The 17,319-nt window shown below is 59.3% G+C and carries 18 protein-coding genes and 1 pseudogene; 8 read left to right on the forward strand and 11 right to left on the reverse strand.

All coding sequences use genetic code 11. The features are described from left to right. Positions 1-489 precede the first annotated feature (489 nt). From ACCQ09_RS13040 to ACCQ09_RS13050, 3 genes are all read right to left on the reverse strand, one after another. Positions 490-957 (reverse strand): hypothetical protein, encoded by a 468-nt coding sequence (locus ACCQ09_RS13040; RefSeq protein ID WP_040941465.1) that lies wholly within the window; start codon positions 955-957, stop codon positions 490-492. Then, positions 954-1,412: a hypothetical protein gene (locus tag ACCQ09_RS13045; protein WP_040941466.1), complete on the reverse strand. Its 459-nt coding sequence runs from the start codon at positions 1,410-1,412 to the stop codon at positions 954-956. Before ACCQ09_RS13045 ends, ACCQ09_RS13040 begins: the two co-directional genes overlap by 4 nt. Positions 1,413-1,533: 121 nt before the next feature. Continuing rightward, a protein-coding gene (locus tag ACCQ09_RS13050; protein ID WP_087942080.1) for an IS3 family transposase occupies positions 1,534-2,678 on the reverse strand; the annotation gives its coding sequence in 2 pieces (ribosomal slippage) (positions 1,534-2,441 and positions 2,441-2,678; 1,146 coding nt in all). Between the two features lie 315 nt (positions 2,679-2,993). Between ACCQ09_RS13050 and ACCQ09_RS13055 the strand changes: the two genes are divergently transcribed. Further along, entirely contained in the window at positions 2,994-3,974 is a 981-nt protein-coding gene (locus tag ACCQ09_RS13055) for an IS5-like element IS1646 family transposase (protein WP_012438063.1), read from the forward strand. 562 nt (positions 3,975-4,536) lie between these two features. On the opposite strand, the gene ACCQ09_RS13060 is transcribed toward ACCQ09_RS13055, so the two are convergent. Next, a protein-coding gene (locus ACCQ09_RS13060) for an IS3-like element IS476 family transposase (RefSeq protein ID WP_506182559.1) occupies positions 4,537-5,669 on the reverse strand; the annotation gives its coding sequence in 2 pieces (ribosomal slippage) (positions 4,537-5,414 and positions 5,414-5,669; 1,134 coding nt in all). A 116-nt stretch (positions 5,670-5,785) separates the two neighbouring features. On the opposite strand from ACCQ09_RS13060, the gene ACCQ09_RS13065 reads away from it, so the two are divergent. Continuing rightward, positions 5,786-6,139, forward strand: coding sequence for a hypothetical protein (locus ACCQ09_RS13065; protein ID WP_052862137.1), 354 nt, complete (start codon positions 5,786-5,788; stop codon positions 6,137-6,139). Positions 6,140-6,142: 3 nt separating this feature from the next. Here the strand turns inward: ACCQ09_RS13065 and ACCQ09_RS13070 are convergent, their stop codons facing one another. The 3 genes from ACCQ09_RS13070 to ACCQ09_RS13080 are packed head-to-tail and all read right to left on the reverse strand — an operon-like array spanning position 6,143 to position 7,963. Then, the gene (locus ACCQ09_RS13070; protein ID WP_228428468.1) at positions 6,143-6,736 is read right to left on the reverse strand and encodes a hypothetical protein; all 594 of its coding nucleotides are present in this window, start codon (positions 6,734-6,736) and stop codon (positions 6,143-6,145) included. Continuing rightward, positions 6,714-7,103 (reverse strand): hypothetical protein, encoded by a 390-nt coding sequence (locus tag ACCQ09_RS13075; RefSeq protein ID WP_040940231.1) that lies wholly within the window; start codon positions 7,101-7,103, stop codon positions 6,714-6,716. The genes ACCQ09_RS13070 and ACCQ09_RS13075 overlap by 23 nt, the downstream gene beginning before the upstream one ends. Next, entirely contained in the window at positions 7,103-7,963 is an 861-nt protein-coding gene (locus tag ACCQ09_RS13080; protein WP_040940233.1) for a hypothetical protein, read from the reverse strand. The genes ACCQ09_RS13075 and ACCQ09_RS13080 overlap by 1 nt, the downstream gene beginning before the upstream one ends. 204 nt (positions 7,964-8,167) lie before the next feature. Between ACCQ09_RS13080 and ACCQ09_RS13085 the strand changes: the two genes are divergently transcribed. The 3 genes and pseudogenes from ACCQ09_RS13085 to ACCQ09_RS13095 all read left to right on the forward strand — a co-directional run bounded on the left by ACCQ09_RS13085 (position 8,168) and on the right by ACCQ09_RS13095 (position 9,685). Next, positions 8,168-8,461 carry a helix-turn-helix domain-containing protein gene (locus tag ACCQ09_RS13085; RefSeq protein ID WP_230620479.1) on the forward strand — a complete coding sequence of 98 codons (294 nt, stop codon included), beginning with the start codon at positions 8,168-8,170 and terminating at the stop codon, positions 8,459-8,461. 90 nt (positions 8,462-8,551) lie between these two features. Beyond that, a pseudogene (locus tag ACCQ09_RS13090) lies at positions 8,552-8,650 on the forward strand (DUF4236 domain-containing protein); the annotation flags it as partial. Positions 8,651-8,842: 192 nt separating this feature from the next. Next, entirely contained in the window at positions 8,843-9,685 is an 843-nt protein-coding gene (locus ACCQ09_RS13095; RefSeq protein WP_228428469.1) for a hypothetical protein, read from the forward strand. A gap of 25 nt (positions 9,686-9,710) precedes the next feature. Here ACCQ09_RS13095 and ACCQ09_RS13100 read toward each other — a convergent pair whose 3' ends face one another. The 3 genes from ACCQ09_RS13100 to ACCQ09_RS13110 are packed head-to-tail and all read right to left on the reverse strand — an operon-like array spanning position 9,711 to position 13,129. Next, positions 9,711-11,645 (reverse strand): helix-hairpin-helix domain-containing protein, encoded by a 1,935-nt coding sequence (locus ACCQ09_RS13100; protein ID WP_040940225.1) that lies wholly within the window; start codon positions 11,643-11,645, stop codon positions 9,711-9,713. Next, entirely contained in the window at positions 11,646-12,455 is an 810-nt protein-coding gene (locus ACCQ09_RS13105) for a PP2C family serine/threonine-protein phosphatase (RefSeq protein ID WP_040940223.1), read from the reverse strand. Further along, positions 12,455-13,129 (reverse strand): vWA domain-containing protein, encoded by a 675-nt coding sequence (locus ACCQ09_RS13110; RefSeq protein WP_040940221.1) that lies wholly within the window; start codon positions 13,127-13,129, stop codon positions 12,455-12,457. Before ACCQ09_RS13110 ends, ACCQ09_RS13105 begins: the two co-directional genes overlap by 1 nt. Positions 13,130-13,296: 167 nt before the next feature. On the opposite strand from ACCQ09_RS13110, the gene ACCQ09_RS13115 reads away from it, so the two are divergent. The 3 genes from ACCQ09_RS13115 (at position 13,297) to ACCQ09_RS13125 (ending at position 15,919) form a co-directional block, all read left to right on the forward strand. Beyond that, positions 13,297-13,872: a hypothetical protein gene (locus ACCQ09_RS13115; RefSeq protein ID WP_162866383.1), complete on the forward strand. Its 576-nt coding sequence runs from the start codon at positions 13,297-13,299 to the stop codon at positions 13,870-13,872. Between the two features lie 52 nt (positions 13,873-13,924). Then, a complete protein-coding gene (locus tag ACCQ09_RS13120) occupies positions 13,925-14,905 on the forward strand; it encodes an IS5-like element IS1646 family transposase (RefSeq protein WP_108133918.1) in 981 nt (326 codons plus the stop codon). A 525-nt stretch (positions 14,906-15,430) separates the two neighbouring features. Continuing rightward, the gene (locus ACCQ09_RS13125) at positions 15,431-15,919 is read left to right on the forward strand and encodes a hypothetical protein (RefSeq protein ID WP_162866384.1); all 489 of its coding nucleotides are present in this window, start codon (positions 15,431-15,433) and stop codon (positions 15,917-15,919) included. Between the two features lie 157 nt (positions 15,920-16,076). On the opposite strand, the gene ACCQ09_RS13130 is transcribed toward ACCQ09_RS13125, so the two are convergent. Continuing rightward, positions 16,077-17,057: an IS5-like element IS1646 family transposase gene (locus ACCQ09_RS13130; protein ID WP_108133919.1), complete on the reverse strand. Its 981-nt coding sequence runs from the start codon at positions 17,055-17,057 to the stop codon at positions 16,077-16,079. Positions 17,058-17,319: the final 262 nt, after the last annotated feature.

Genomic DNA, 17,319 nt, shown 5'->3' on the forward strand with positions numbered 1-17,319 from the left:
TCACCTTCTCGTAATTCCATTACAGCTGCGTAAGCGCAGTCCCAAGGAGGATAGCGTTGCAGATCAGCTCGCTTCACGCAAGCTTAATCTTGCAAAAACTTAGGTCCGTATCGGAGCAACGGTCTGCCGAAGCAGCGAACGATAAAGATGCGAATGCGAGTCCAATTTTCTCGCCTCTTCAGCGCCATAACACCAAATGAGACCTGGACTCACCATGATGTCGCGAGTGAGCTTCTTACAGGGTGCCGGCATGAGGCTGCTCAAGCGTCCCGCGAGGTGAGCGACCATCGGTCCCGCGTCCGGCAGAATCAGATTGCGCTTCTGGCATTCCTGAAACCATGGGTCTCGCGCCCGACGGGATGTCAGGAAGTTCTGAGCCAGCCGTCATCCAAGAGCGCCAAGCTTCCCGAGGGATCTCCGGCGCGACCAGGTCACGGCCGCACAGAAGTGACGGGACATCAACCATTACGCGGGGACGGGGTCCTGATTTCAGCCCAAACGTTTCGCCACCAGGTCCATCCACCCGGACTGGGATGCGGAAGCTTGCGCGCTCAACGGGCCGCGGCCCGCGATGACCTGGAACGCGTCCAGGCCAGCCTGATCCTGGGGAAAGAGCGGCCCGTCCACGCCCCTGACGAAGTGGTCGCCTTGAATGGCCCCGCATACTTCACAGTGGTTGGCCCAATAGGTCGCGTTCGCGGTCTCCGAGCGCCCCGGCTTGAGCCATTGTGCGACCTCTTGGATGTGCGCCGCTGTGCCTGGGTCCAGCGCCCTGATGTAGCCCAGTATGGCCGTGCCACCCACCTCGGGCTCGTCGTCTGGCTCTTCCACACCCTCGTTGTCGATGAAGAACGGCACCCACACCGTGGTGACAGCAATGGCCTTTGCGCACTTCCAGCACTGCGTGGTCGCTTGCAGGAGGGCATAACTTGAAGCGCTAAAAGTCAGCGGGGTCATGGGGTCGTATCGGTGTATGCACCGCGATTCCAGGAGCGGTAACGCCAGGGCACCACGTCCTCTAAAAACGTGATGCGGGGGCTGGGAAGGTTGCCAAATCCTGCGATGCTGGCGCGCAGCCGCTCCGCGTGCGCCTGCGGCACAAACAGCCAAGGCCTGACGGACCACCCCAGCGGCACACCGCTGTCTCGCTCAAGGGCCCCCCTGATGCCAGCCCAGTGCTCGTTCCATCCCTTCAGGCGAGCAATCAAGGGAGGGGCCCGGGCTGCGTAGCTGATTTCGCAGAGGTAGGCCGCCTGCTCCTTGAAGCTCACAGCAACCGCATCGCAATACCAATGCGGGCCGCTGGTGTCGGGATTTGCCCCCTCGTTGAGCTGGATGCAGCACTGGCTGTTGACGAACAGCGCGCGGTCCGCTCGGAGGTAATCGAGCGCCACGCCTTCGAAGTGATCCATGTTTGCAATGCTCCCCTTTAGACTAGGATAAGAGTTCAGACAAGTTATCTTAGCCAAGACCAAACTCAAAAATGGCACGCTGATCGTGATCGAAATGATACGCCCAGGGTTCCGTAGACACTCAAGACCCTCGTTGCGCGTAGCGCCGTTCAAACTCTACAGGTGACAGGTCGCCAGTTGAACCGTGGCGGCGGTTGGGGTTGTAGAACATCTCGATGTAGTCGAATACCTCGGCGCGAGCGGCGTCCTTGGTGGGATAGGTCAGCCGCCTGATCCGCTCGCGTTTGAGCAGGCCGAAGAAGCTCTCCACGGGTGCGTTGTCGTGGCAGTTGCCACGCCGACTCATGCTGCACACCAAGCCATGGGACGCCAGGAAACTGCGCCAGTCATCGCTGGTGTAGACAGACCCTTGGTCCGAATGAACCAAGCAACCAGCGTTGGGTTTGCGCCGCCACACCGCAGACAACACCGCCTGCACGACCAACTCGGTGTCGGCCCGATCGCGCATCGCCCAGCCGACGACCTGCCTGGAAAACAGATCGATCACAACAGCCAAATACATCCAGCCTTCATGCGTGCGGATGAAGGTGAAATCGCTCGCCCAGGCCGTGTCCGGCTCCGTCACGTCGAACTGTCGGTCAAGCAGGTTGGCCGCCGCCTTGCACTGCATTCCTCCATGGAAGCGCGGTTTGCGACCATAGCCCACCTGGGCACGCAGTCCCTCGGTGCGCATCAGCCGATGCACCCGATGACGACTACAACGCTCACCCAGATCGCGCAGATCCGTGGTGATCTTGCGATGCCCATAGACACTGCCGCTGGCCAGCCAGTGGTGCTTGATTAGTCCAAGCAAGCGATCATCTTCCTTGGCGCGCTCACTGTTGGGCGAGCACAACCAGGCGTAATAACCCGACCGGTTGACCCGCAATACCCGGCACATTGCACACACCCTGAATTCCCCGCAGTGGGCTTGCATGAAGGCGTACTTTGCCTTTACCCCTTGGCAAAGTACGCGGCGGCCTTTTTTAGGATGTCGCGCTCCTCGGTCACTCGACGCAACTCTGCCTTCAGCCGCCGAACCTCGGCGCTCTGGTCCACCTCGGCGCGATGCACCACGCCAGACTTGCCGAACGTGCGCAGCCAGGCGTACAGGCTGTGCGTCGTGACACCCAGCCGCTCGGCGACTTCTGCCACCTTGAACCCACGATCAGTCACTTGCCGGACCGCCTCGATCTTGAACTCATCCGTATACCGCTTGCTGCTCATAGACACCTCCGAATCGACCATTTTCCATGGCCTTGAGATGTCTAGGAAACCCTGGGCGTATCAAAAAATCAATCACCACACCTCCGAACGGAGTTGCAGCGGAGTTCGGATACTACCCTATGGTCTGCAACATAAAGACCAGGCGGTTTATTTTAAAAACACTTCCTGACCACAAAGAAATTGTGGCTGATGTTCGAGGCGACCCGAACGTGGTCAAAGGGTGGTTTTATCCTGGAGCGCAACAAGTCCTAAGGAACCTCTGAACAACGCACCACAGATACGCGACACTACCCGCCTGATGTTGAGGGGTGATCCATGCAACTGACGTTCGGTGACGCTGAGGGCCTGGGCAAGCGCAAGCAGACGCGCCGGGAGATCTTCCTGGCCGAGATGGAGCAGGTCGTCCCGTGGCAGCAATTGCTCGGGCTGGTCGCGCCGCACTATCCCGTGTCGGGCCGGCCAGGTCGGCAGCCGTACGCACTGGCGACGATGTTGCGGATTCATTTGCTGCAGCAGTGGTATGCGTTGAGCGATCCGGCGATGGAAGAAGCACTGCACGAGATCCCGACCTTGCGGCGGTTTGCCCAGCTCGGTGGCTTGGACAACGTTCCGGACGAGACCACGATTCTCAACTTTCGCCGCCTGCTGGAGACCCATGGCCTTGCCGCGCGGATGCTGGAAGCTGTCAACGCGCATCTGGCGCGCAAGGGCCAGAGCCTGCGGTCGGGCACGATCGTCGATGCGACGCTGATCGCGGCGCCCAGTTCGACCAAGAACGCCGACCATGCGCGCGACCCCGAGATGCATCAGACCAAGAAGGGCAATCAGTGGTATTTCGGGATGAAGGCGCACATCGGCGTGGATGAGTTTTCCGGGTTGGTGCACCACGTCCATTGCACGGCCGCCAACGTCGCCGACGTCACGGTGACGCACACGTTGCTGCATGGCAAAGAAGACAGCGTGTTTGGCGACAGCGGCTACACCGGTGCGGATAAGCGCGAAGAACTGCAGGACTGCGAGGCTGCATTTTTCATTGCTGCCAAGCGTTCGGTGCTTCAAGCCATCGGCAACAAGCGGGAGCGTGCTCGGGAACAGCGTTGGGAACACTTCAAGGCCAGCGTGCGCGCGAAGGTGGAGCATCCGTTCCGGGTGATCAAGCGCCAGTTCGGTTACACCAAGGTCCGCTATCGCGGCCTGGCGAAGAACACCGCGCAGGTGCTGACGCTGTTTGCGCTGTCAAACCTGTGGATGAAGCGAAAGCAGTTATTGCCTGCTATGGGGAGCGTGCGCCTGTAACGCAGGCAACACCCTGCAAACGCGCCGGAAACGGCAAAAAAATCGAGGATCTGAGCGCCGTCAGCCTGGCCGATGTAGTTGGGCTCATCCTCCGACGCCGTTGATCAGACCATCCCTAAAGGGGGGCAATCGTGAAATGCCTTACAGCGCGCGAACCTTCGGGCTTCCCAAAACTCACGTGTTGACGCTTCGCAAAAGCGAAAGCCAAGAAGAACTCGTGTTTGTAGTGTGGTGCTTATCGTTCTTAACCGGCATGCGCCTGACCACAACAGACAGGGGCTTTCTCGACGCGACACCAATACTTCCTGGAAAGCTTATCGACTTTTCCTTGAGCCGCTGCACTTTGACAGACGCTCTCAATCTGGCTTTAGATTACCTAGAATCAGAGCGCAGCAACCCACGCGCTCTTAGGCGTGTAGAGGCAGTCATCCATACCCTTTTCTTGGCTCAGCATCCACAAAGCTTAGATTTCGAAAAATTCCAATATCTCTACATGGCATTAGATGCATGTTTCAAGCTAGTAATCTCCAAAGTGACCTGCCCCCATCGTCCGTACCAGTGATTACTGATAAAGCCCGGGGTTGAAGGGTACTGCGTTGTTGGCTTGTTGTGTACGGTAGTTGGCGGCGAACTGTGCCGGCGGGATGCGACCACAACTGCTGTGCGGCCTGGTCTGGTTGTAGTGGCGTCGCCAGTCTGCGATCACGTCCCGGGCTTGTGCCAACGAGGTGAACCAGTGCTCGTTGAGGCACTCGTCGCGGAACTTGCCGTTGAAGCTTTCGATGTAGGCGTTCTGCGTGGGGGCACCCGGCTCGATCAGGATGTGCTCGATGCCATGTTGCTGCGTCCAGGCAATGAAGGCGCGACTGGTGAACTCGGGGCCATTGTCGGTGCGGACCGCGCGTGGATAGCCACGGAAACACGCCGCCTGATCGAGCAGGCGCACTACGTAAGCCCCGCTGATGCCGTGATCCACGGCAATGTCCACGCTCTCGCGAGTGAAGTCGTCGACCACGGTCAGGCACTTGATGCGGCGTGCGTTGGCCAGCGCATCGAACACGAAGTCCATGCTCCAGGTGTCGTTCGGCATGGAGGACGCCAGCAGTTTCTGCCGCTCACCCACCGGACGCTTGGCCTTGCGCCGTTTGCGCACCTTCAGCTCGGCTTCCTCGTACAGGCGATAAATCTTTTTGTGATTCACGGATGGAAACTCCGGGCGCAACAAATCATGCAGTCGGCGATAGCCGAAGCGGCGGTGGGTCTGGGCCAGCTCGACCAGCCGCGCCGACAGCGCCTGCGTGGCTGGCGTCGGCACGGGTGCGTGGCGGAAAGCATCGCGGGACAGCCCCGCAAGGCGGCAAGCCCGGCGCTCGCTCAACGGGGTGTGTTCGAGCATTCGTCGGATTGCCTCGCGCTTGCGTTGCGGGGCTAGCGTTTTACCCCGAAGCCAACCTTCAGCGCTTCGATGTCCAGGTGCGCCTCGGCCAGCAACTTCTTCAATCGAGTGTTCTGGACCTCCAGTTCTTTCAGCCGCTTGGCCTCGTCGGCCTCCATCCCCCCGTACTTGGCCCGCCACTGATAAAAGCTGGCCGGGCTGAAACCATGCCGACGGCACAACTCTGCCACGGCCATGCCCGCGTCGGCCTGTTTGATAAACCCGATGATCTGCTCGGTGCTGAATCTGCTCTTCTTCATGTCCGTCCTCTTGGGTTCACGGACTTTATAGCTTCAGCTGGTACGGCTCAGTGGGGGCAGGTCACCAGCCTGCAGTTCATCCATTTGGCCTTCTTGGCACTATTACTCAGAAGATCGTGAACAGGTTCTTAGAAGATCACGCCAGAGCAGCTGAAGCCCTCTCCTTGTTAAGAGCAAAGGAAAACAACTACTCGGGCAACAACCCCAACAAGTTCCGCGCAGACATTGAAAGAGCCAGGGCCACCCTGATCGCAATCGAACTCGGACTAAAAGAAGACGGCACTCTTCAGCGGACTCCAGAGGAGGACCGGGATGCTCAGCTCGACCTAGCGTTTCCAAACGCCCAGTCCAAAGAGGTTGTCACCTGGCAGGGCAAGCACTTCATGAAGTGCTTTACGCCTACAGGCAAGAGCCTTAGCGGAAAGACTGTTTTCGGCTGGAAACCATATTGGAAAGAGTTCGAAAGCTGATAATCAGGCTGGTGGCACGGCCGTGCGATCCCATGCCCGCCGCGCCCAGCCAACGATGAGTGTGGGCATCACGATGACAGGTAGTCCCCAGAGAAACGCGAGGTAGAAGGCCCCGGTAGCGAGCTCACCATAGACAGGGTGTTCCGCGAATTTCCAGCCAAACACGGCGCAACCGAAGACGGCTGCAAGCCCCACCCCGCCGCCCACGAGCGCCCCCTTCAGGAATCCGCCTTTGCGAAAATAGGGAATGCGGCCGGTCCTGACATGCCAAGCCCAGACCTGCTGGGCGCGGATGTGCAGCATCAGGCAGAACACCAGGAAGCCGGCGATCAGCAGCCCACCTGCGCAGTAGACCAAGCCCATCAGCTGTTGGGTTTTGAAAACAGCGTCGAGGCCTGCTCCAAACAACAGCATGCCCAAAGGCCCGAGAATAACGAAGGGCAGGATCATGGCAGCCGGCCCGGTCGGCGCATAAAGCCGCTGGTAGTTCGCTTGGTGGTTCATTTCTTTTTCTCTGTTAGGAGTAAGACCAAACGGCGTCACGGCAACCGCATGGCAAGTGGTTGGTCGAGGGTCAGCCCGCAGATGTTCCGTCATCGGTCACGTCCACCAGTTCCCAACCTTCGCCCGCCTGCCGGAACTTCATCGTCATCTTTAAGCGCATTTCCTTGGCCTTCGGCGTCGTAGGCTGATCGCCAATGAAGCCCAGTCCATCGACGCTCCCGGAGATCCGACACTCCTGATCACCGTTGGGCAGTTTTGTGCAGGCGATCTCCAGCCCGCTCGCTTCCTTGACTTCGAACCGCCAAGTCTGCTGAAGCGTTGCCTGCCTCCCCTGCTCAGTAAAGAATCGCTCTACTGCTTTGACAGCATCCTCCTTGCTCGGCGCATGCTTTGCACCACAGGCCGACAAGCCCAACGCCAAGAAGGACGCCGAAATCCAAACACGTTGAATGGTCCGCATCACGACTCTCCGATCTTCTGTTTGGTCAGGTCCACGCCGATGACTTCGTTTCGGTAACCCACCTGGACGCGTTCGACGTCCACCTCGGCGCGCGGGCCTCCGTTCTCCAACCAGACCCGCTTGACGGTGAAGACCACCAGATCGTCCCTGGCATCCCTGCCCTGCTTGAACAATCCGGTGGCCTCGCTTTCACTCATGCGGATCGGAAGATGAAAGTGCCCGGCATGCTGGGGTGTCCAAACAGACCGCTCACTGCGGGCACTGGTCGGGACAAACCCCTCGCCGGTGATGCCCTCTACCTGGAATCCGGTGATCCAAGGAATCGGCACGTAGATATCCAAGATGCCGCGCTGCCGGTCATAAGACGGCTGATCCACGATGTTGGGGCGAACGGCAAAACGCTGGATGCCACGGAAGCGCTCGGCCCGCGCATCAAAGGCCGCGCCATACTTGCGCTCAATGGCTTCCGGCTCCTGAGGGGTGATGCCATTCGGGCCGTTCCGCTTCGTGTCGATCAACCACTCGCCATACAAGCACTGCTCGCGCTCGGTCTTGCTCAACCGGTAGCTGGACCGCGTCAACGCAATCAGCCTCGCATCGCAGGTGTGGTAGCCCGCCGAGGCCGTAGATGCCAACCCAGCGCGGATGTGTTGCGCGCCTGCCAGTTCTTCCTGGTCGAGGTCCCAGTAGGTTCCTTGCGGATCGAGATACGGGCTCTTGGCCCTGTCCGTCGATGCCTGCGGAGCCCCGGTGATGGCCCGCCCAATTTGCTGAAGAAGATTTCCCCTGTCCTGCGCTTGCACCACCATGCTTGCGGCCATCGCGAACGCGCCTATGGCCGCTGCCCACTGCTTCTTCATGCCCTGCTCCTTGCGTCGGGTTGCGACGAACTTACGTGTCACGTAGAGTCTACCCGTGGCGTAAGGCTTCCGTCATGCTCTTTCCATGCCTGCATTGCATCGATTCAGCCTGTGAAGCCCGCCACTCCCGCCGCTCGGGAGATCGTGGCCGCGCGCCTGCGCCAAGCCCGCGAACGACGAGGCCTGAGTCAGCGCGAGGTAGGGATGCGAATGGGCCTGGACAAAGACACAGCGTCAGCGCGGATATCCCGGTATGAATCCGGAGCCATGTCCATCAGCCTCGAGGCTTTGTTCGAGATGGCCGAAGCGCTGGAAGTGCCGCCTGCTTTTTTACTGGCTGGCACCCCTGGGATGGCCGACGCAATTTTGGCATTGGGGGAGCAGAGCCATACTCAGCAAGACCAACTGGCAAAGGTCTTGGTGGCGCTATCTAAGCTGGAGCCCAAGGTGCGTGCTGCGCGCGTCCAAAAGCTGTTGATGCCAAACGCTGACGAATAGCGGAACCATCCGAGGCACCCCGAACCCGCTACTGCAGCGGAGCCACGTGCCATACAAGCATCTGGCACGGAGGCCTAGGGGGGCCTAAGCATGGGACTTTATCTGCGCAAGAGCGTGAGGGTTGGACCTCTGCGGTTCAAATTGTCGAAGGGCGGGATTGGCGTCTCGGCCGGGATCAAGGGGCTCCGGGTCGGAACGGGTCCGCGAGGTAACTACGTGCATATGGGTGCACGCGGCATTTACTACCGTGCGACCATCCCTTCGGGAGCCACGCGTCCTCGTCCGGTGTCACCACGCGGTTCCGTCCGTCCCGTGCCTGGTGCCCAGCACTCCCTGCCTTCACCCCCACAATCGCCTGAAATTTCGCGCACGCATGGCCCGATGGTCGACATAGATTCGGCCGACGCGACCACGATTGTGGACTCGTCCTCCCAAGCACTGCTGGAAGAGCTCAATACAAAGAAGAAGAGGTGGCGCATGTGGCCAGGCGTCGCTATGGTTTCGGCGCTAGTCCTTTTGATTGCGGCTGGCAACGAAGCCCCGGACTGGGCGCTGGTTATGCTGGCTCTCTTGAGCGTGGGAGCCATTAGCGCAACGCATTTGAAGGACCAACTCCGGAAGACGGTAGTTCTGATGTATGAGCTGGACGAGCCGATGGAGAAGGCGTTGGAAGCACTCCACGCAGGAGCCCACACCATAGCCTCCGCTTATGCCACGTGGCACGTGTCCTCCCACGCCAAGGTCTTCGACCGGAAATACCACGCTGGGGCTGGAACCCTTGTCAAGCGCAAGCCGACGCGCTTTGCCTCAGCGCCGCCTCCATTTGTCAAAACGAACATCAAGACCATCGCCGTCAATGTCGGAACCCAGGCGCTCCATTTTTTCCCGGACCGCGTTCTGATCTACGACGCGAATGGCGTTGGCGCGGTGGGCTACAAAGAGCTACAGGTGCTGGTGTCATCCACTCGCTTTATTGAGGATGGCAGCGTTCCGCGTGATGCAACGGTGGTGGATCGGACATGGCGTTACGTCAATAAGAAAGGAGGCCCTGACCGCCGCTTCAAGGACAATCGGGAGCTGCCGGTATGCCAATACGAAGAGGTCGCCCTGCGCAGCGACACCGGCCTCAACGAGCTACTACAGATTTCTCGTCTGGGATCAGCAGCGGGGTTCGCCTCAGCCATTGCGGGCCTATCCCGAGTCATGCCTAGAGAGCTGCCCTAGCGATCGCCTCTGTCAGCAATGACTTTTAAAGAACCCCGACAGCCCTAGCGTCTGCTGTCCGCTGTGAGAAATCTTCCACCGCGGCACTCATGGCTTCCTCTAAAGACCTGCGACGAGCCATCGCGGCCTGTCGCATCTGGAGAATGGCACTGCGGCCGGCAACCAGGTCTGCCTCGATTTGGGCCCTTCTTGCTTGAATGGTTCGATCTAGATCCGCGACCTGCCTGGGATCGATTGCTGAGTTCGGGTTGAAGTGGAATCGTGCTTCTTTTTCCTGCCACCACTTCATAAGGCGGTCGGTCAGCGCGGGCCCAAACCCCGGAACGTTTAGAACCGCATTGCGATTCACATCTGCTGCCGTCTCGATGCCAAACGATTCCAGCATGACTTTCTTCGCCGCCCCGATGCCCGGAATAGTGGCTCGCTCAATCTCGAACTGATCCAAGAACTGTTTGCGTGCGATCTGTTCGCGATTGTTGGACAGCGCTCGATAACGCCTTTCTCGTTCCGCATGCAGACCGGCATGCTCATCCCGCAGCGGACGAAGCTGATTCTGCTTCGCTTGAAGCTGAGTGTCCGCTTGCTCCTGCTTCCATCGAGCGACGAGCCCGTCGTATTGGGCTTTCGCTTGCTTATAGCCGGACGCCAGTGGTGCAAAGTCCGAACGGCCACGGCTGTTGACCCACGCGCCCATCGCCCACCCCAGACACGCCCACACGGGGGCTAGCACCGCAGAAAGCGCGATGCCAAGCACCACAATAAGCAGCCCCACCAGCCACCCGGTCGTTTTCCAGAAGGTGTGCCTGCGGCCCAATGCTTGAATCTGGGGATTGGCAGGCACTACCTTCACCTGTGGCAGCGCATGCATGGGTGGCAACACTGCTGTCGTGATATCTCGCCAAATCGCATCCAGGTTGAAGGGACCGGAGGCCAGCTTGGGAATGACGACCGCTGCACCGCCAAAGAGCGAAATCCCGGCGCGTTCAATTGGACACCATGGGCACTCAGCCAGCCCATTGAAATAGGAATGGGACGGCCTGGAAGAACACCGTTTGAAGTGCTGCTCCAGCTTCGTCAGGGCCTGGACCCAGTCTTCTGCCTTGGGCCGCCCGCCCGGCTTGGCCCCCTCGATGCCAAAGGCCTTTTCCCAGAGGTCTGCAACCCAAGGTGATGCCGCGGCCGGCGAGGCACTCAATGGCGGGGGCTTCATGCGGGTGCGCGCAGTGTCTTTGCCGTAGGCGTAGCGGAACTCAGGGATCGCCTTCTCGATTGGCATGTCGCCCGGCCCGCTGTATCGGCCAGCAAAGGGATGCCGACCGTTCATGAGCATCTGAAAAATCAGGACGGCCAAGCCGAAGTTGTCGTGGTTGGCGGTTCGTGTGACTTGTTTGAAGGCCTTTCCGTGGAGCTCGGGCGGCGTAAAGTCTTGAACGCCGACCTCACAGAGGAAGGTGCGCCCTTGATGCGAAACCTGGAAGCTGTCCGTGTCGATCAGCTTCACGGTTGCATCGGGTGACACCCGCACGCCTCCGTGATTGACATCCCCAACCAAGTGACCCGCATGGTGAATAACTGAGAATGCTCGGGCCGTGTTCAAGGCGGCACGAACAACCAGTCTCCAATCGGCCTGGGGAAATTCCGCCAGACGGCTTTTCGGACTGTAGAGCTTATGTATGTCCTTCGACGCACGAAGGTTGGCCATGACGAAGCCACAGACCTTGCCATCGGATTGCCGCAGCACTTCAGTAGGCCAAGCAGTGAGCTGATCCAGCGCAGCGGTCCGAAGGGCAGCCATGGCCACCAGCTTGTCGGCTCTCTCACTGCTTACCGCAGCCAAATAGATTTTGGCAGCCGAGTCCGGCCTCCCCTCGACTTCGAAGACCGTTCCCTCTCCCCCTTTGCCCAGTTGCTTTCCCAGCCGAACCGGTCCGGATTTACCAACCAGAGCAGGTGAAACCACTTAGGCGTCCTCTACTGGCGCCGGTGCGTTTGGCAGCTTCGCCAGCCGACTGGCAAGCAGGAGCGTCTTGTCGTCGTCCGTCCGCTCGCAGATCACTGGCGAGGCAAGATAGGCTTCCAACTTAGAGGACAACTCTTCGCTGTAGCCTGCCCCCTCTAAGGCACGGACCGGCGCGAATATCTTGTCGAAGAAGGGCGAATGAACGCTCTGCGTGGCTTGGTGGAGCACCAAGGCTTCGATGCCATCGGTGAACACCGCGACCTCATCCACCGCGCCCACATTGCAGGAAAACTCCGCGTTTAACACGGCCGCCGGATCGGTGACGAAGACGGTCGTGTTGATGTATTCCCCGTGCTGGGGCCAAAACACATAGGCCCAATCATCGCCGCGAGGGCGAATAACAATGGCCCCATCGCCCACCTGGAAGAAGCATGTATGCGTCGGGGAGACGATAGCCGCCACCAACGTGCAAGCATACTCTCTGACCTCCAACCCGTCGGCCGCAGCCCTGTGCGCAATACGGGTCGTAACGCCGGCGAGCCAGTTCAAGACCACGTCCCGCGTTATCTCTTCAACGCCATGGCCGTCTTCAAAGTGGTTGCGCACACAATCCCGAATCTCCGACGTCGCTAGCTTCGCACCGGTCTCTGATTGAGATGCACTTCCCGCACCATCCGACGCCACCAACAGCACGGTGCCGTGCTCTGGAAAGAATTCCTGTCCATAGGCGTCCTGGCAGTCCGTTCCAAACTTGATGTGGGATGTACCAATGGATGAGGCCGCAACGACGCGCCAATCCTGGAGATCCATTACACGCTGGCCCAGCCGTCCGGGGCAGTGGGGTTGACCAGAGGCACATTATCTCCAGGGGTCGAACGGGACACCGCGCTCATTGAGTTGGACAGCCATTTGAACAGTTCTTTGAACTGGAGGCCCTTGAGATGCAGCGGTGCACGCGAGGAGATTTTGCCAAGAGTGTCCATGTCTGCCCCCTGCACGCCAACCGCGAAGAACTGAAAGTTCTTTGTCGCTTCCCCTTCCCGGACCAAAGCTGCAGCACGTTGCCATGCGTCGGTCGGCGAACCATCGGTGATGAGAAACACCCAAGGTCGGTAGTAGGAAACGCCGTTGGCTTTGTAGATCTCCTTGCGTTGCCGAACCATCTCCAAGCCTTGCTCAATCGCTGCGCCCATTGGGGTGTCCCCGGTGCACGAAAGCACGGGAGGATAGAAGCTATCTGCCGTGACAAAGTCGGTTACGGTCTGGACCGGACCGAAGGTGACGATGGCGACCTCCACCCGTTTGGCGGCGAGTGAGTCCGAGTTCAGTTCTTCCTGAAACTGCAGCAGACCAGCGTTGAGCTGCTCGATGGGCTTGCCGCTCATGGAACCTGATGTGTCCAGCAACAGCAGGCATGCGCACCGGTTCTCTGGGTTCTCCGCAAAATCGCTGGCGCCAAAAGGCACCTGTTCAAAATCGTTCATTACGATGGATCTCCCTGTCCATTGGTTTGAAGCGCCATCATAGCTCCGCCAATCAACCCAATCTATGATGGGCCATGGTGACTCGCCCTACCCCTACCTCATTACCAGCTTGGGCACCGCAAAGAGCTGCGGATTGGGCTCCCCTAGCTGTGTCTGCGGTGATTATCTTGACCATGACGGTAGCGCTAGCGCTTCGCACTGCTGACGTAGAGAGCGCACCAGATAAGACGACAGTAGAAACAGCAGCGAACTCATCAGTGACGCCCCCGCTCAATGCTGGAATACCTGCTTTTTCGACCGAGCGCGTCGGTTCCCTAAGGCTGGTGCCCACCACTCAGCTGCCGCCGGTAAAGCAACCCCTGCAGGCCGACGAGCGATGCCCTCTGTCGTCGCTGCCTAACCCATCCCCTGAGGCCAAGGCGGCTATCAACGCGGGCTGGCACGTCAGTGCGGACATGACGTTCAAAGGATTTCGCTTCGTCATGGTGGACGCCGGTGCGAAGAAGGCTTCCGCTGGCTGCATGGCTATTGGAGCCAGCACTTTGATATTCAATGTCCACGGCCTCATTGCCATTGCTTACGACCGAAATGCCAAGCAGTCGTCCAGGTTGAGTTCGTTAACCATCGGGGAATCTGGTGCCTTACAGCTCGGAGCCTTGAAAGGACCACTTGCTGAGGTCAGGGTCAGTGACCAGCAGATTGCTCTCAAGCGTTTGCCCAAGAGCAAGCTAAGGAACCTCTGAACAACGCACCACAGATACGCGACACTACCCGCCTGATGTTGAGGAGTGATCCATGCAACTGACGTTCGGTGACGCTGAGGGCCTGGGCAAGCGCAAGCAGACCCGCCGGGAGATCTTCCTGGCCGAGATGGAGCAGGTCGTCCCGTGGCAGCAATTGCTCGGGCTGGTCGCGCCGCACTATCCCGTGTCGGGCCGGCCAGGTCGGCAGCCGTACGCACTGGCGACGATGTTGCGGATTCATCTGCTGCAGCAGTGGTATGCGTTGAGCGATCCGGCGATGGAAGAAGCACTGCACGAGATCCCGACCTTGCGGCGCTTTGCTCAGCTCGGTGGCTTGGACAACGTTCCGGACGAGACCACGATTCTCAACTTTCGCCGCCTGCTGGAGACCCATGGCCTTGCCGCGCGGATGCTGGAAGCTGTCAACGCGCATCTGGCGCGCAAGGGCCAGAGCCTGCGGTCGGGCACGATCGTCGATGCGACGCTGATCGCGGCGCCCAGTTCGACCAAGAACGCCGACCATGCGCGCGACCCCGAGATGCATCAGACCAAGAAGGGCAATCAGTGGTATTTCGGGATGAAGGCGCACATCGGCGTGGATGAGTTTTCCGGGTTGGTGCACCACGTCCATTGCACGGCCGCCAACGTCGCCGACGTCACGGTGACGCACACGTTGCTGCATGGCAAAGAAGACAGCGTGTTTGGCGACAGCGGCTACACCGGTGCGGATAAGCGCGAAGAACTGCAGGACTGCGAGGCTGCATTTTTCATTGCCGCCAGGCGTTCGGTGCTTCAAGCCATCGGCAACAAGCGGGAGCGTGCTCGGGAACAGCGTTGGGAACACTTCAAGGCCAGCGTGCGCGCGAAGGTGGAGCATCCGTTCCGGGTGATCAAGCGCCAGTTCGGTTACACCAAGGTCCGCTATCGCGGCCTGGCGAAGAACACCGCGCAGGTGCTAACGCTGTTTGCGCTGTCAAACCTGTGGATGAAGCGAAAGCAGTTATTGCCTGCTATGGGGAGCGTGCGCCTGTAACGCAGGCAACACCCTGTAAACGCGCCGGAAACGGCAAAAAAATCGAGGATCTGAGCGCCGTCAGCCTGGCCGATGTAGTTGGGCTCATCCTCCGACGCCGTTGATCAGACCATCCCTAAAGGGCTTCTGAGGACACGCCCTCGATATGACTCAAGAGTCGCCAAATAACTCTACTCATCCTGCTCGGCGCGTTCACCCTGCTGAGTGAAGCGAAGCACCAATACACCGTCACCAGCCGCTTCGAGAAGGCCTAGAGCTCCGGAACTTTCCAAGTCAGCTACTCCGCAGCTGGCCGAGTCACCGGTAGCAGCACTGTCTGAGCATACGGTAAGCGCACAGCAAACGGACAGCCAACATCTCTGCAGTATGGATGACCTTTCACAGTTCCAGCGAGATGTATTGCTTGTTGCTGTGCCCCGCTAGTCCACTACTGGCAGGAACTAGCCCCCTCTATGCCGGAGCTTCCCACAAAGTGCTAGGATTTACATAGGCCCTGGACTGGCCGGGGTTGCCAAGGAGATGGTAATGAGCTTTCCCGCAGATGTCTTTTATCCCGCTCAAGCTGAGCTTTTGCCCGAAGGGACGTTGCTCTACGCTCGCGATGCGTGGTGGCTGCGATGCAGCCTGGTAGGAACGGCGGAAAATGTGGTGCCGAAGGTGCTGGCCCTGACGGGGGATAGAACTGGTGTTATGACCATGCTCGCGAATTCGGAAGTGCTGGCTGTGAACTCGAAATACGGCTGGGAAATTCGCATTCCTCACCCACTGGATTTAGACTCCGAATCCAAAGTCATCGGATCAATCAGTGTTGGCGAAGGTAGCCTGATCGGAATCTGGGGGCACATTTACGGTGACACGGACGCACTGTATTGCATTGCTCCGGATGGCACTGCAGTCGCCAATGACCTAATCCCTTGGTCCGCGAAAGTAAGGTATCCCGTCTACCACGTGTGGCTGCAAGAACGTCGGACCGGCAAGCTGATTGGCGACGCCCCGCTGTTCAGCAAAGAATAGTAGTTAATCGTTACCTGCTGCCTTGGCAGCAGGTTCTACTAGGGATGGTCTGATCAACGGCGTCGGAGGATGAGCCCAACTACATCGGCCAGGCTGACGGCGCTCAGATCCTCGATTTTTTTGCCGTTTCCGGCGCGTTTGCAGGGTGTTGCCTGCGTTACAGGCGCACGCTCCCCATAGCAGGCAATAACTGCTTTCGCTTCATCCACAGGTTTGACAGCGCAAACAGCGTCAGCACCTGCGCGGTGTTCTTCGCCAGGCCGCGATAGCGGACCTTGGTGTAACCGAACTGGCGCTTGATCACCCGGAACGGATGCTCCACCTTCGCGCGCACGCTGGCCTTGAAGTGTTCCCAACGCTGTTCCCGAGCACGCTCCCGCTTGTTGCCGATGGCTTGAAGCACCGAACGCCTGGCGGCAATGAAAAATGCAGCCTTGCAGGTCTGCAGTTCTTCGCGGTTGTCCGCACCGGTGTAGCCGCTGTCGCCGAACACGCTGTCTTCTTTGCCATGCAGTAATGCGTGCGTCACCGTGACGTCGGCGACATTGGCGGCTGTGCAATGGACGTGGTGCACCAGCCCGGAAAATTCATCCACGCCGATGTGCGCCTTCATCCCGAAATACCACTGATTACCTTTCTTGGTCTGATGCATCTCAGGGTCGCGCGCATGGTCGGCATTCTTGGTCGAACTGGGTGCAGCGATCAGCGTCGCATCGACGATCGTGCCCGACCGCAGGCTCTGCCCCTTGCGTGCCAGATGCGCGTTGACCGCTTCCAGCATCCGCGCGGCAAGGCCATGGGTCTCCAGCAGGCGCCGAAAGTTGAGAATCGTGGTCTCGTCCGGAACGTTGTCCAAGCCACCGAGCTGGGCAAAGCGCCGCAAGGTCGGAATCTCGTGCAGCGCTTCTTCCATCGCCGGATCGCTCAGCGCATACCACTGCTGCAGCAGATGAATCCGCAACATCGTCGCCAGTGCGTATGGCTGCCGACCTGGCCGGCCCGACACGGGATAGTGCGGCGCGATCAGCCCGAGCAGTTGCTGCCACGGAACCACCTGCTCCATCTCGGCCAGAAAGATCTCGCGCCGGGTCTGCTTGCGCTTGCCCAGGCCCTCAGCGTCACCGAACGTCAGTTGCATGGATCACTCCTCAACATCAGGCGGGTAGTGTCGCGTATCTGTGGTGCGTTGTTCAGAGGTTCCCTAGCCTCCCATGAGCAGAATTTTCGCATCAGCCCATATACTGACTGCGCCATAAGCCTGCAAAAAAGAGGCCGAGACTCGGAAAATCACTCGCTGCATAGGAATCACAGAAAGCCAATCTTTGTCAGTTATTAGACGTTCGAGGACTGCCAATCCGCAGCCATTAATTTATTGCGCCAGCCTCATTTCGAACAAGTAG

Origin of the sequence: Xanthomonas sp. NCPPB 2586 (assembly GCF_041475775.2) — a bacterium.
In the GTDB taxonomy this organism is placed as follows: domain Bacteria; phylum Pseudomonadota; class Gammaproteobacteria; order Xanthomonadales; family Xanthomonadaceae; genus Xanthomonas; species Xanthomonas campestris.

Bases quoted from the DNA above. Each gene is read 5' to 3' on its own strand.
- ACCQ09_RS13080 (WP_040940233.1), bottom strand. From the start codon at position 7,963: ATGAAGAAGCAGTGGGCAGCGGCCATAGGCGCGTTCGCGATGGCCGCA.
- ACCQ09_RS13130 (WP_108133919.1), bottom strand. From the start codon at position 17,057: ATGCAACTGACGTTCGGTGACGCTGAGGGCCTGGGCAAGCGCAAGCAG.
- ACCQ09_RS13055 (WP_012438063.1), top strand. From the start codon at position 2,994: ATGCAACTGACGTTCGGTGACGCTGAGGGCCTGGGCAAGCGCAAGCAG.
- ACCQ09_RS13070 (WP_228428468.1), bottom strand. From the start codon at position 6,736: ATGACGGAACATCTGCGGGCTGACCCTCGACCAACCACTTGCCATGCG.
- ACCQ09_RS13045 (WP_040941466.1), bottom strand. From the start codon at position 1,412: ATGGATCACTTCGAAGGCGTGGCGCTCGATTACCTCCGAGCGGACCGC.
- ACCQ09_RS13075 (WP_040940231.1), bottom strand. From the start codon at position 7,103: ATGCGGACCATTCAACGTGTTTGGATTTCGGCGTCCTTCTTGGCGTTG.
- ACCQ09_RS13105 (WP_040940223.1), bottom strand. From the start codon at position 12,455: ATGGATCTCCAGGATTGGCGCGTCGTTGCGGCCTCATCCATTGGTACA.
- ACCQ09_RS13110 (WP_040940221.1), bottom strand. From the start codon at position 13,129: ATGAACGATTTTGAACAGGTGCCTTTTGGCGCCAGCGATTTTGCGGAG.
- ACCQ09_RS13120 (WP_108133918.1), top strand. From the start codon at position 13,925: ATGCAACTGACGTTCGGTGACGCTGAGGGCCTGGGCAAGCGCAAGCAG.
- ACCQ09_RS13040 (WP_040941465.1), bottom strand. From the start codon at position 957: ATGACCCCGCTGACTTTTAGCGCTTCAAGTTATGCCCTCCTGCAAGCG.
- ACCQ09_RS13125 (WP_162866384.1), top strand. From the start codon at position 15,431: ATGAGCTTTCCCGCAGATGTCTTTTATCCCGCTCAAGCTGAGCTTTTG.
- ACCQ09_RS13085 (WP_230620479.1), top strand. From the start codon at position 8,168: ATGCGAATGGGCCTGGACAAAGACACAGCGTCAGCGCGGATATCCCGG.
- ACCQ09_RS13095 (WP_228428469.1), top strand. From the start codon at position 8,843: ATGGTCGACATAGATTCGGCCGACGCGACCACGATTGTGGACTCGTCC.